At 32.9% G+C, this 12,787-nt stretch carries 11 protein-coding genes; 4 read left to right on the forward strand and 7 right to left on the reverse strand.

Annotation, left to right across the window (positions count from 1 at the left end):
• Nucleotides 1-153: 153 nt before the first annotated feature.
• From Q1K34_RS17380 to Q1K34_RS17410, 7 genes are all read right to left on the reverse strand, one after another.
• The gene (locus tag Q1K34_RS17380) at nt 154-462 is read right to left on the reverse strand and encodes an STAS domain-containing protein (protein WP_300441842.1); all 309 of its coding nucleotides are present in this window, start codon (nt 460-462) and stop codon (nt 154-156) included.
• Between the two features lie 184 nt (nt 463-646).
• Nucleotides 647-1,360, reverse strand: a complete 714-nt coding sequence (locus tag Q1K34_RS17385) for a LytTR family DNA-binding domain-containing protein (protein WP_300441845.1) — start codon at nt 1,358-1,360, stop codon at nt 647-649.
• Between the two features lie 128 nt (nt 1,361-1,488).
• A complete protein-coding gene (locus Q1K34_RS17390; protein ID WP_300441847.1) occupies nt 1,489-2,910 on the reverse strand; it encodes a glycosyltransferase in 1,422 nt (473 codons plus the stop codon).
• A 37-nt stretch (nt 2,911-2,947) separates the two neighbouring features.
• The gene (locus Q1K34_RS17395; protein WP_300441849.1) at nt 2,948-3,976 is read right to left on the reverse strand and encodes a HEAT repeat domain-containing protein; all 1,029 of its coding nucleotides are present in this window, start codon (nt 3,974-3,976) and stop codon (nt 2,948-2,950) included.
• A 5-nt stretch (nt 3,977-3,981) separates the two neighbouring features.
• Nucleotides 3,982-4,347, reverse strand: coding sequence for a response regulator transcription factor (locus tag Q1K34_RS17400; RefSeq protein ID WP_300441851.1), 366 nt, complete (start codon nt 4,345-4,347; stop codon nt 3,982-3,984).
• Nucleotides 4,348-5,064 (reverse strand): Hpt domain-containing protein, encoded by a 717-nt coding sequence (locus tag Q1K34_RS17405; protein WP_300441853.1) that lies wholly within the window; start codon nt 5,062-5,064, stop codon nt 4,348-4,350.
• Nucleotides 5,065-5,229: 165 nt separating this feature from the next.
• Nucleotides 5,230-8,853 (reverse strand): PAS domain S-box protein, encoded by a 3,624-nt coding sequence (locus Q1K34_RS17410; RefSeq protein ID WP_300441855.1) that lies wholly within the window; start codon nt 8,851-8,853, stop codon nt 5,230-5,232.
• A 330-nt stretch (nt 8,854-9,183) separates the two neighbouring features.
• On the opposite strand from Q1K34_RS17410, the gene Q1K34_RS17415 reads away from it, so the two are divergent.
• The 4 genes from Q1K34_RS17415 (at nt 9,184) to Q1K34_RS17430 (ending at nt 12,345) form a co-directional block, all read left to right on the forward strand.
• Entirely contained in the window at nt 9,184-9,852 is a 669-nt protein-coding gene (locus Q1K34_RS17415; protein WP_300441857.1) for a hypothetical protein, read from the forward strand.
• A gap of 185 nt (nt 9,853-10,037) precedes the next feature.
• Complete coding sequence (locus Q1K34_RS17420) at nt 10,038-10,214, forward strand: FAD-dependent oxidoreductase (protein WP_300441859.1); 177 nt, start codon at nt 10,038-10,040, stop codon at nt 10,212-10,214.
• Nucleotides 10,183-10,491, forward strand: coding sequence for a hypothetical protein (locus Q1K34_RS17425; protein WP_300441861.1), 309 nt, complete (start codon nt 10,183-10,185; stop codon nt 10,489-10,491). Before Q1K34_RS17420 ends, Q1K34_RS17425 begins: the two co-directional genes overlap by 32 nt.
• A gap of 618 nt (nt 10,492-11,109) precedes the next feature.
• Nucleotides 11,110-12,345: a GAF domain-containing sensor histidine kinase gene (locus Q1K34_RS17430; RefSeq protein ID WP_300441862.1), complete on the forward strand. Its 1,236-nt coding sequence runs from the start codon at nt 11,110-11,112 to the stop codon at nt 12,343-12,345.
• Nucleotides 12,346-12,787 lie beyond the last annotated feature (442 nt).

Raw genomic sequence — 12,787 nt, forward strand, 5'->3', positions numbered from 1 at the left:
TAGAAAAATTAAAATCAACTTGGCCAGTTGCATTTATCACTTGAACATGGCAATTTTCGATCATTAAAAATTCTTTATTTGAGCTAAATGAAGCTTAGAACCAATAAAATCAAATAATTTAAATAGGGTTTTTTGTGAAAATGAGCAGAATGTTTACTCGACATTCTGTTCACTGCTAGCTTTAAATAATTCAGGAATGTCAAGGTTGAAAGTATTTCCTGTGATTACCTTAGCGGAATTTAATAAATAAGAAACATTTTTATTAGATTTCTGTGCATTCTGTTTAAACATGAAAAGCATAAAAATTCCAGAAACATCAATATTTTCCAGTTTATTTAAATCAATTATCAAATGTTCATGTTTACTTAAATTCTCGTGCAGCTGTTTTTCTATCTCTGACACGTTTTTTGAATTTAATTCTCCTACTAACTCTATACGACTCCCAGCGTCTCCCATATTCATATACTTATAATTGTTAAAAAATAATCTGTAAGGCTAGAGGTGTAGGGTATTCCTGGGGAAGGACCTCTATATATCCTTAAAGATTTGATGTAAAAATACAGGTGAAGTTCCTCTCCTTGATAATTTTTATTTAAAAGGTGGGGTTAAAAAGATAAATGGCAGGAAACATTATATAAAATGAATTTTACAGTAAGTTGAGTCGTGAAAGTAATTGAGCTTTATAACGGCGGCTCAAGGGAATTATTTCTTTGCCAATAAGGATGCTATTATCCTGAATATCAATAATTTTTTTAAAATTTATGATATATGAGCGATGGATTCTTATAAAAATAGAGCCTGGAAGCTTGGCTTCTATTTTTTTAAGAGAGGAGTAGGTTAGGTAATTATCGTCTATGGTTTTAATATAAATAAAATTCCCTTTTGCTTCTATAATAAGGATTTCAGGAATATTTATTTTTATCAGTCTTTTATCGCTATTTATATATAGCTCACTTTCTTTAATTTCAGAAGATTTCTCTATTTCGTTGATATCAGCTTTCTTCTGTGTTTGTAAAACTTTCTGTATGGCTTTTTTAAATCGTTCTTTTTGCACTGGTTTTAATAAATAATCAATCACATTTTCATATTCAAAAGCATTCAGCGCATAATTTTTTTCAGCAGAAACTAGAATTATGTAAGGATGGGAGGGGACAGACTTTATGAGATCGAAACCATTAAGATGAGGCATTAAAACATCCAGAAAGATTAAATCTATGGTTATTTCTTTAGTATTTATAAATTTCAGTGCTTCAACAGGGTTGTTAAAAATTTCTAATAGATTTAAAGTGGGCTCAGAATCTATTAACTGACTCAATATTTTTCTGGGCAATTCTTCATCATCAATGATCACGCAATTCATACAAAAATCAGATTAATGTTATGGGTACCGCTATTAAAGATCCTTTTGTGCTTATAACGATTAGGCCTATATTAGGTAACTGAAATTTACAAAAAAAACGAAATTCTCTTCCAGGCTTTAAGCTTAAATTATGCTTTTCTTTTATTACCTAAGCCTGTCCTGTTCATCGAACCCCAGCTTTTTTTACCGTTTATCAAATCCCAATTTCCTTTTACCGATGCCCACATCACAAATGGATGGTAGATCAAAGGTTCAAATAATATGGTTCCTAATAGTCGAATAATATATTTAGGTTTCTTGTATTGCTGAAAAGAAAATTCTTCAAAAAATAAAGCGGTAATAGAAAATAAAACAGCAAAACTATAAACAACCCCAAAGAAAATCAAATATACCCAAAGATCCAGGCTGCTGAATATTAAAAGTAATACTACATAGATAATGCCTACAAATTCAATCAAGGGCGCTAACCATTCAAAAAAGAACCAGTAGGGGGTGCTGAGTAATCCCAAAACTCCATATTTTGGATTAAAAAGCATTTTGCGGTGCATCCAGAGGGTTTCTGCCGTACCCCTGGTCCACCTGTTACGCTGACGATGGAGAATTTTCCATTTTTGTGGAACTTCAGTCCAACATAAAGGATTTGGCACAAAACCAACTGTATAGGGGACTTCCTTTTCTCTCATTATTTTCCTCATCCTTACGAGAAGCTCCATATCTTCTCCAACAGTATTGTGATTATAACCTCCTGCTTCAATTACGGTATCCTTATCAAACATTCCAAAAGCCCCTGAAATAAGTAAAAGTCCGTCTAAGTGGGACCAGGCCATTCTACCCATTAAAAATGCCCTGAAATATTCAATAATTTGTGCCCTGGCTAAAAAGGTATTGGGCAATTTAACATCGATAATTCTTCCATCTTCAATAATACAGGAATTGGCCACTCTAATGATTCCGCCAGAGGCGATCACTTTCTTATTATTATTTAAAAAGGGCTTTACCAGTTTTAATAAAGCATCGCTTTCAAGAATACAATCTACATCTATACAGCAAATAATCTCCTTATCACTTATATTGATACCGGTATTTAGCGCATCTGCTTTTCCTCCATTCACTTTATCTATAACTGTAAGGTTTCTGAAAGAGTCATTTTTAGATCTATAAATCCCTTTTACTTCCTCAGTTTGAATGAAAGGATGATAATAAAAGTCTTCGGATTCCATTTCAAAAGTTTTAATTAACTCTTGTAGGGTTGCATCCTTACTTCCATCATTAATGATAATAATTTCGTACGAAGGGTAATTGAGTGTTAATAAAGAACGTACATTTTCAACTACATTGGCTTCCTCATTATAAGCCGGAGCCAATATGGAAATCCATGGAAGATTCGAAGATTGGAGTAGGGTAAATTCAGCCTGAAAATTGTTTTTTCTCTTATAATCCCTTATTTCCAGAAAAGAAAAAATAGCTGCAAAGGTATAGCCGGTACAGATGATAAGTCCATAAATTAAAAATAACCAGCTGCCGATTTCTGTAATCTGGTGAATACTCAAGAGCTAATTTTTTTAGGATTGGATTTGCAATATATCATTAAAGGCTAGAAAGGGAAAGATCTTTTTCCCGAAAATTGGTAAGATTAAAATATACCTGTCTGCTTACCCAGTCATCTTTTGGTATCATTTTTTCAAATGTTATCAGATCATCTATAGCACCTATATTAGAGACTGTTTTTAGGATAAAACTTTTTACGGCAGGAGGTTCATTTTTAAACATTTTCAATAAATGTGGCACCAGATCTGGATATCCTAGTTTCCCAAGACTATGGATGGTTTCCTTTTTTAACTCTGGACTTTCACTTGAAAGAAATGGAACGAGTTGGGGAATATTTTCAAACTGGTTATATTCTCCAATCATGTTGATGGAGAAAGATTGTATACTATTTAGTTCACTCTCAAGCCATCGTGAAAAATCTGGAGTTATCCCGGTATAGTTGCTTTTTAAACATTCTTCAATATAAATTTGCTCCCAGCGTGTTAAGGGTTTTTTTATTCTGCCCAGAAACTCAAGGGGAGAATTATCTGATAGCTGAATATAATAAAGCATGGCCTGTTGCCTTAGTTCATCTTTTTCAGAATCTATATGTTTCTCAATGAGTGGCGCCAGACTTTTTAGATTTAATTCTGAAGCTATATAGATAGCTCGTGCTATTTTATACCATTTTTCACTCTTAAGGTCTCTTTGGATATAATTTTTCAAATCCCATTGAACAAACAGCTCTTTAACCTTTTGATTAGCTTCTCCATTAAAATTTTGTTCAAATATTAAAAGCACCTGTATAGCGGTTCTTTTACCCAGCGTATGTTTGATATGAGCTTGCTTAAATGCCTGTACTGCTTCCAATGAAACTTCTTTTTCATCGAAAAGATAACGAGTTATAAAATCAGAAAAAATATTTCTATATTTCTCAATTTTTTGATTTCTTAGAATTTTAGAGATTCTTAAGTAAAGTATTACAAAGATGAATCCAAGGATAACACAAAAAAAAACGCCGGTTAAGATCAGGTTTGTTTTCAGGATCCAGTCACTACTCTCTATAATATTTTTAATTAGGTCTTTCACTTATTCTACTGAAATTTTCTTATTGATCTTTTTACTCGGAGTGATAGCTCATTGGGATTAAAAGGTTTGGTTATAAAATCATCTACTCCCAGGTTAAATGCATCCATAATTATATTTTCCTGTTTGGAGGTGGAAAGTACAATAACAGGTGTGCGGGGAAAAGTTTCTTTGATGTGCTGTATGAGCTGGGTTCCAGATATAAAAGGGAGCATAAGATCTGTTAATACCAGATCAAAAGAATGTAGGTCTAAAAAATTCATAGCTTCCCTGCCGTCTTTTGCAACCACTACCTCATAATTTTCCCTGCTGAGTTTAAACTCGAGGGATTTTACGACCATGGGATTATCTTCTATAATTAAGATCTTTTGCATCTAACTTTTTTTTCGGGCAAAATTCTTTTCAATTTGTAATAAAATCCTGGAAAAGATTATTTTTAGTTCTGAAGTTAAGTTTGAAAGTGAATGGTCCTCTATATCGTAAGTAATATTATTGCATATTGCTGTAGCTTCCTCATTTTCGATCATCTCAAAAGAAGGTTTTATATTATGTGCTATTCTCGCAGCTTTTTCATAATCGTTTTCTTCTTTAGCAATCTCCAGTTCTTGTAATTGTTTTTCTACTGAAGTTTTAAATATTTCCAGTAATTCCATTATAAACTCCATATTATTATCGGAAATATCCCTGAGGTAATCCAATGAAAATAACGGCTGTTCTTGTATCTCCTGAGTTTCTGTAACGTTTTCAAATAAGACAGACATGGATTCCCTACTGAATGGTTTTAAAATTCTATGCTCCAACCTTTTTTCAGATGATGCAGAGGCAATAAAAATGGGTATTTTTAGCTGGAGTTCCTGGCGGATGTAATCTGTGGTTTGAGAAGCATTCATGGGTTGAGCATCTTCCATTATAACCAGCACCTCAGGATGGTTTTGCTGCAACCACTGGATGGCTTCAAAACTATTGGCAAAAACCTTAATTTGAGCCTTTTCATTCTCTTTCTTCACTATATCGACAAAATGATTGCTTTCATCTAAGGAATTTTCTATCAGGAGAATAGAATATATGGAAGATGGTTCTAGGTTTTTCATGTTGGGGTAATTTGGGGAAATAGAGCCCTTTAAATTATTTTAAGCAAAAAAATAAATAGATAAAACTTCTTTAGAGTAATAAAACTAAAGCTTTACAAGGAGTAAAGTAAATCAAAATTCTATTTACTGCCTGTTAAAAAAGCCAATAATCCTTTTTTTTGATTGTTACTTCTTTATTTCTTTTTCCTTTGAGGACAGAAGAAATTTCTCTAATATTATTCGTATATCCTCCAGTATTACTGGTTTTGCAAGGTAATCATCCATTCCCGATTTAATACATCGGTTCTTTTCATTTTTGACAGCACGGGCTGTAAGCGCTACGATCGGTGTGTAAGAATTTTCCTTTTCAATTTTCCTGATTTCCTCTGTAGCTTCCAGTCCGCTCATTATTGGCATTTGAATGTCCATGAAAATAAGGTCCAGCTTATTATTCTTATATTTTTCCACAGCTTCCAGTCCGTTTTCAGCCTGGATTAGATTGGAATTAGGTAAGATTTTTTTAATAATTGAATTTGCCAGAAATCTATTCACCGGGTTATCTTCTACAATTAAAATATCATGCACCTTAGTAAGATCAATGGTTTTTGATGTCGATGAATTTTCAATAGGTTTTATCTCTCCAGGTTGCTCTATAGAGTCTATCATCTTGAACAGAGTGTGTATTTGGATAGGTTTGGTGAGATTAAATCTAACCGCCAAATCTTTGCAGCCTTTTAGAATTTCCTGGTCTTCGGTAGAACTATGTAAAAGAATAATGGGAAGTTCATCTGAACTTTTTTTCAGGTTATTCCTTATTTGTTCAATAACACTCAATCCGTTCATATACGGCATATTATAATCAATAATGGCTAAATCAAAATTGCTGTTTTTTTGGTTTAGCAAATTTAAAGCTTCTACGCCATTAGCACATTCCTGAGTGTTAATATGGTTTGCAGCTAACATTTCGGTTAAGATGGTTCGATTATTCGTGTTGTCATCTACAACCAGTACATTTTTAATGTTTCTACTGGATTTAGCTATATAATTAAGTTCTTTATCTGTTTTTAATTTTACTTTAAAAGAAAATATACTACCCTCATTTAAAGTACTTTTCAGCTCCAGCTTACTGTCCATAAGATTTAAAAGCTTATTACTAATGGAGAGGCCAAGACCACTACCTCCATATTTTCTGGTAGTAGAGGCATCCTCCTGGTCAAATGCATGAAAAATCTTTTTAAGATTTTGTGGAGCAATGCCAATTCCTGTATCTCTAATGGAAAAATTGAAAAGAAGCTCATCTTCTTTTTCTGAAATAGCCTGCGAGGAAACATTCAGTTCTATTTCCCCTTCCTGAGTGAATTTTACTGAATTCCCTAAAAGGTTAGTTAGAATTTGTCTTAATCGAACAGCGTCTGCATACACGTATCTTCTAAGGGATGGTGAAATATTCACCAAAACCTCCAGGCCTTTTTTATGAGCCTGATGTTTAATGATATCTATTGTTTGAGTACAAAGTTCTATTAAGTCTAATCTTTCTTCGCTTAATTCTAATTTTCCAGCTTCTATTTTTGAAAAATCCAGAACATCATTTATAATATCCATCAGGGAATTTGCAGAATTATAAATGGTGTGCATATACTTCTGCTGTGAATTTTCCAGTTCGGTTCGCATTAGAAGATCTGTAAAACCGATAATTCCGTTTAGCGGAGTACGAATTTCATGGCTCATATTGGCAAGAAATTCAGATTTGGATCTACTGGCAGCCTCAGCTTTTTTCTTAGCTTTGATTAGATTAGTTTCCATTTGTTTGAGCTGCGAAATATCAGTGGCAACACCTAAAAAACCCGTAATTTCACCTGTTTGATTCGTAATAGCGGTAACTACTAGCTGGACGGTGAATTTACTACCGTCTTTCCTTATATAAGTCCATTCATTCGAATCGTAAAAACCTTGTTTTGCATGGTAAATAAAAACTTCAAAACCCTGAATATCTTTTCCGTTTTCTGCACTAAGTTCTTTCCCTCTATCTTCTATTTCTTTAGCTTCATGAAGATTTTTAACATTGAAAGTGAATTTTACTTCCTCTTCGCTATAACCCAGGAGATTTTCAGCTCCTTTATTGAATTTCTGTACAATTCCATGCAAATCAGTTTCTATGATAGATACATGAGTGGTGGCATCCATTAAGCTTTGAAGGTCATTTAGGCTCCTTTGTAAAGCTTGCTCAAATAAAATACGTTTTGTTATATCATTAACCTGGCCAATAAGATAACGTGGTGCCCCATCATCGTCTACAATAGTAGAAACATTTAGGATTCCAAAAATGGTTTTTCCATTTTTATGAATAAATCTCTTCTCTACGCTATAAGTATCAATTTCTCTGTTTAGAAGGGAACGTAAGTTGGAAGAATCTTTTTTGAGATCATCTTCATGGGTTAATTCCCGAGAAGTCTTGTTGATAAATTCTTCCTTAGTGTAACCAAAAATACTGGCCAGATTTTGATTCACCATTTGCCATTCGCCCTCCAGACTAACAACGCCCATGCCTATAGGTGAATATTCAAATGCAGCTTTGAACCTGTTAGCATTCTCTCTGGCTTTAAATTCAAGTTCTTTCTTTTCCGTAATATCTTCGACCTGTGTAATTATAAGGTCTTTATCAGGTTCGCTGGACCGAATGATGGAAGAGTTTGTTCTACACCAAATGATTGTACCATCTTTCTTATGAAATTTTGATTCTAACTGGTAATTATTTATTTCTCCGGCGATTAGTCGATTCCTATAAGAAACCGCATTTATTAGAAAATCTTTATGAATAAGGTCTTTAAAGCTCATCTTCATGACCTCTTTTCTATCTTTTTCATCGTAACCAAAGATTTTAAAAGTAGCTGGGTTCACCTGCAACAATTCTCCTGAGCTTCCTATAAGGACATTTCCTACGGAAGAATTATTGAAGATCATCTCAAATTGTTCCCTTGTACTCTTATATTTCTCCTCAATTCGCTTCTCGGTGTCAATATTTTGGAAGGCACCATATACCCTTATACATTTACCGTCCTTAAATACAGGTTTACCCAGTGACCTAACCCAAATCTCATTTTTTTTCGCAGTAATAAGCTTGAGTTTTATATCAAAAGGAATTCCTTTCTCGACTGCATCATTAAATAATTGAGTGATGGTGTCCCTGCTCCACCCGGGTTTATAAAAATTAATACCTTCACTTAAAACGGGTTCATAATCCTGCCCAACTTCATGAATATCCATTGTAACTTTAGTCCAGGACAACTTGTTTTTGATCAAATCTACTTCCCAGCCACCAACTTTGGCCAATTCATTGGTTTCATGATAGATATTTATCAAATTACGATTGGTTTCCATTCTGGATTCCAAAGATCCGTTGTCTATTCTCCAATCCTGCACCTCCCTCAATTTAATTAGGTATAGAGCGCTTCTTTCTGCTGATATTATCTTTTTTCCATTGGCTTTGAAGCCAATCTTTATTCCAGATTTTTTCTCAAATATCAATATGTCTTCAAATTCAAATATTTCATTACTTGAATTTTTTACAAAATTTATAATATGAGTTTTTATAGTATTGGATAGGAGAGAAATTACTTCAACTTCTGAAGTTTCATCATCGTCATATCCCAGGTTTTTCAGAAAAGCTAAATTCATCCACAGATTTTCCGGAAAGGTCTCATTTACAACCCAAATTCCTGAAATGGTTTCCTGATTAAGCCATTCTAAAATTGAATGATTTTCTGAAAGAACATCATAAAATTCTTGTTTTAAATGAAGATTTGAAGACATGGAGCAGTAGGTTTTGCTTTGTAATTTAATAAAACTGGGCAATAGGAAAACAAAAATATATGTGTTTTAACTAAAGATGGCCGCTCCAGTCTATTTATTTTAAAAAATCTATAAGTTTTTAGTCAAAGAGATTTTATCGATTTTCACAATACTGGGCTGCTTATTTTTTTAAGGGTAGGGTATTCCCAAAACACATTCCTTTTAAATCATAAGGACGAGAAATTAGGTTTAATTAACGTTCTCAGTTAAGCTTATTTTAAAAATTGTTTTTTGACCCCCTTAATATTTAAATTAGGTCATCCATTTTTTATTAACCAAAAAACTAGAAAAATGAAAAATTTAAAGAATTTATTATTACCAGTATTATTCGGCCTTTTTATCCTGAATGCCAATAGCCAGGAGATGAAAGCTGATATAGATAACTGGCCGGAAACCGCTAAAAAAGCTGCAAAAGCCATGATGGACAAGTATGGTGATCCTGACGAGCAAACCCCGAGCATGCTTATGTGGGAAGAGACAGGTCCTTTTACCCACACCATCGTTTATAAAGAAGAGATCCAGCATGATTTTCCCATGCCACACAAGGATGTTTTGGAACAATTTATTAATTATGATGTGCCGGTAGATAAATATGACGACCTGGCAGAATTTGATGGTAGCGTAATTGTAGAAAGAACCAAGGGAGTTATGTCTGCAAGGTGTGATAAGGAAGCTGCTAATCTTTTGGCACTAAATCTTGCAAATGATGTCATTGAGGATAAGCGAAGTGTGGAAGAAGCCAGAGAGTATTACGGTGAAGCTATCATGGCCATGCTGGAGGGAAATAAAAAAGACTACCTGAAAGAACTTCAATTTGATGTACCTCAGAGCAATATTACCAATGCAGATGAAACAACGATGGATATGTCTAAGGTCAAAAAACTGAAAGAAAAGATGAAAGAGAAAGGTACGAAAGAGAAAGAGAATGAGAAAGGTATGAAAGAGAAAGATATGAATTAGTGAGTGCACCGGAAATTTGTCAAAGAGGCTGTCTAAAAAGTCCTTATTTCGTCAAGCTGAACTTGATTCAGCTTCTAACTGCTTTTGATTTTCAATTAGTTAAGATCCTGAAATAAATTCAGGATGACGTTTCCTCGACTTTTTAGACAGTTTCTTTTATTTCTGATAATACTTAAAGAATATCTATGTCTTCAAAATATGACCTTATTGTAATTGGTGCCGGTTCGGGTGGATTGGGAATCGCCATGGGAATGCTGGAATTAGGCTTTAAGGTTTTACTGGTTGATAAATCTTCAGAAAAAATAGGCGGTAAATGTCTTAGTACCGGCTGTGTGCCTAGTAAAGCTTTACTTCGTAGATGAAAAACGAAAGATTCAGAAGGATCTACAAATCCCGGAATATACAGATCCAAAGCATGATCCAATGATCCCATTTACCATCCTTTTAGAACATGGTTTAAAAATTTATAAGATATATAATGGATATTGGTACTGGGGAAGACCAACTCCTAAAGAAATTCGCCAGGCTTTTCGGAACATTTCGAAAAAGGTTCGACCAGATTGGGATCTATCAGATCCAGATTTAAAAGAAAAATGGGATGAAAATGAAAAACGATTTTTTTATCCTTATAAAAAATAAGGTTTTACTATTCAACCAATTAGCCCCTTATAATAAGAAGTCACCTAATCGGATTCATTTTATAGGATTTTACATCAAAATTCTAATAGGGGCCAAAAACAACAAAATTTTGATAATCGTATGATTAATAAGGTTTTTATAATGGTCGTGGACAGGATAATTTACCTTAGAATAAAAAGCTGTAACCATAATACTTTTACTATTAACTATTTTAATGTTTCATCTAATCATTCGCCAAACTTCATATAACAAAGAGGATCGATAAGATTTGCTCATCATTGATTTTTTAAAGGTATGATTCTCTTTAAAATAGCTCTTCTCTATAATATCCTTTTCTTAAATTCTAGTTATTTATAGGAATTCAGTAATGATACTTTTTAAACCTTCCATTATTTTCTTCAAATTTATATTTATTACCTTGCTCCAAATATAATTTTAGTTAACCTTTCAACTCTCTTAATCAGCAAAATCAATTGGATCAAAATTTTATTCTGTAAAATTTTATGAAAAGATTAATAAAGAAAAGAATCAAGTAAAATTTCAAATCAATTTTAAGTTTGGTGTATTTTAAAGCGTACCTCCCCATCTGTGATCGAATGTTTAATTTTTATTTACTAAATGCTAACTCCAAATAAACCCCTTAACGAAGAACGTCGACTTAAAGGAGTAAGGCAACTTGGTTTACTTAATTCGCTACCGCAGGAAACATTTGATAACATCACCACACTGGCAAGGGAAATTTGTAAGTCTTCAATAGCTCTATTAACGATCTTAGATGAGGAAAAGCAGTGGTTTAAATCGAAAAAGGGATTTTCGGAGGATGAAACTGCAAGAGATATTTCTTTCTGCGGCCATGCAATTCTAGAACCAAACAGTTTATTTGAGGTTGAAAATGCACTAGAAGATGAAAGATTCCAAGATAATCCTTTGGTAGCATCAGAAGAGATGCATTTCAGATCTTATGCAGGTGTTCCAATTTTAAATAAGGATGGTCTGGCAATGGGAACTTTGTGTGTAATTAATAAAAAAGAAAAGAAGTTAAGTATAAATCAAAAAAAATCCCTCATTGCCTTAGGGAAGCAAGTTGAAATATTATATGAAACTCATTTAAAGAATGAGGAATTAAAACAAATACGCAAAGAACAAGAGGAAACCAATAAGATGCTCAAGCAATTTGCGAGTAATGTAAGCCATGATTTAAAAATGCCTTTAGCAAATATTATTTTAACAACCGATATGTTAAAGGCAAAATACAAAGATTCATTGGACGATCAGGGGTTAGATTACTTGAATTATATAAAAAAATCTGGCCTTACTTTAAGCCAATATATTACTAGCATTCTAGAATACTACTCAAAAAATAAAGAAGATTTAGAACGGGTAGAAAGCTTTTTTCTGAATGATTTACTAGAAGATATAATTGATATACTTCGAATAGACTCAAATTGTGAAATAAACTTTCCTGAAAAAAATTTGAAAATTATAGCTAACAAAGCTTCAATTGAACAAGTGATGCTAAATTTAATTAGTAATAGCCTCAAATATAATTCAAATGAAAAAACCTTAATTGATATTCATTGTAAAGAAGATCATGATTATTACCATTTTGGTATAAAAGACAATGGAATTGGAATTCCGCATAATAAACTCGATACAATCTTTGAACTTTTTAGTTTTTTAAAAACTACTGACCCTAAAGGCAATAAGAGTCATGGGATTGGACTTTCTACGGTTAAAAAACTTGTCGAAAGTATGGAAGGAACTATTTCGGTAAAAAGTAAAATGGGAGAGGGTACGTTATTTGAATTCTCTGTAAAACAACGAACGGAAAATTCAAATTTAGATTTGAAATAGCAAAGCAAGATGTGTCATTGTCATGACTATCCTACTTTGCACCAGGAGGTTGAAAAGAATGGGATAATCATTCTTAAAAAATTTGATATCTACTTAAATAAAAAAGGAATTAGTACTATTACTCCTATAAGAAAAAATATACGGAGATTTCTAAAGAGAAATTGTTCATATTAGGTTTTTTCAGATTAAGTATTTAAACCGTTTTTAATGAAACAATCAGTTTGCAAAGACGAAAATCGAATCAACTAAATTCCCTAGGAAGTTACGGAATTATCTGTAACAAATGATTCACCAGACCTATGCTATTAAATGATATTCTTTGATATTTCTAAAAACAAAAAAAAACACTGAAAATCAAGAGATTAACAGTGTTCTAGTTCCACTTAACAGGTGGTTCGTCGGGGTGGCAGGATAATTTATTTTAGAATAAATGCCCTGTCCA

Origin of the sequence: Christiangramia sp., assembly GCF_029937855.1 — a bacterium.
Classification (GTDB): domain Bacteria; phylum Bacteroidota; class Bacteroidia; order Flavobacteriales; family Flavobacteriaceae; genus Christiangramia.

Bases quoted from the DNA above. Each gene is read 5' to 3' on its own strand.
- Q1K34_RS17380 (WP_300441842.1), bottom strand. From the start codon at position 462: ATGAATATGGGAGACGCTGGGAGTCGTATAGAGTTAGTAGGAGAATTA.
- Q1K34_RS17385 (WP_300441845.1), bottom strand. From the start codon at position 1,360: ATGAATTGCGTGATCATTGATGATGAAGAATTGCCCAGAAAAATATTG.
- Q1K34_RS17400 (WP_300441851.1), bottom strand. From the start codon at position 4,347: ATGCAAAAGATCTTAATTATAGAAGATAATCCCATGGTCGTAAAATCC.
- Q1K34_RS17405 (WP_300441853.1), bottom strand. From the start codon at position 5,064: ATGAAAAACCTAGAACCATCTTCCATATATTCTATTCTCCTGATAGAA.
- Q1K34_RS17410 (WP_300441855.1), bottom strand. From the start codon at position 8,853: ATGTCTTCAAATCTTCATTTAAAACAAGAATTTTATGATGTTCTTTCA.
- Q1K34_RS17415 (WP_300441857.1), top strand. From the start codon at position 9,184: ATGAAAAATTTAAAGAATTTATTATTACCAGTATTATTCGGCCTTTTT.
- Q1K34_RS17420 (WP_300441859.1), top strand. From the start codon at position 10,038: ATGTCTTCAAAATATGACCTTATTGTAATTGGTGCCGGTTCGGGTGGA.
- Q1K34_RS17430 (WP_300441862.1), top strand. From the start codon at position 11,110: ATGCTAACTCCAAATAAACCCCTTAACGAAGAACGTCGACTTAAAGGA.